We start from the raw sequence: 640 nt of genomic DNA on the forward strand, positions 1-640 counted from the left end.
GTTAAGATATCACTCCTTTTTGCGTCTGTTTTTTCATCCTCAAAATTATACCTTTATCGTTTTTAGTGCCAACAACAATAGAAAATCATTAATATTGTATAGTTTGTATATTTCAATTATCTTATACAGGGGAATTGTATAATTTATATATTTGTTAAATAATTCAATTATTATCCTATTAATCATTACTCTTACAAAAGAAAGTTTGCCAATTTATCGACAAAAACATCCTTCAAGATGATCATTAACAATTCCTACGGACTGCATAAAAGCATAACAAATTGTGGGGCCAACGAATGTCCAACCACGTTTCTTCAAGTCTTGAGAAAGACGAAGAGAAGCAGGTGTCATAGGGTTAGCTAACAGTGTTTGAAAATCTATTTTTTCATAACGCTCCAATTGTGGTGGTTGAAAAGACCAAAAATAGTGGGACAAACTCCCCCACTCTGTTATAATTTCTTGTGCTCTCAATGCATTATTAAGCACTGATTGAATTTTTCCTTGATGGCGAACAATGTCTTTATTCTGCATTAACATTTGCACCTTCAGCTCATCATAATGAGCAATCTTTTCAAAGTCAAAGTGATCAAATGCAACGCGAAAAAAAGAGCGTTTTTTTAAAATTGTAAACCAAGAAAGC

Annotated in this window: 1 protein-coding gene; it reads right to left on the reverse strand. The window is 32.3% G+C overall.

The genetic code is table 11. The features are described 5' to 3' along the window. Positions 1 to 213: 213 nt before the first annotated feature. Positions 214 to 640 (reverse strand): DNA-3-methyladenine glycosylase I (locus tag ACFIL8_RS12115; RefSeq protein WP_375690028.1); only part of this gene is annotated, 427 nt, incomplete at its 5' end.

This window comes from Bartonella sp. AP57NXGY, from assembly GCF_042195805.1.
Classification (GTDB): domain Bacteria; phylum Pseudomonadota; class Alphaproteobacteria; order Rhizobiales; family Rhizobiaceae; genus Bartonella.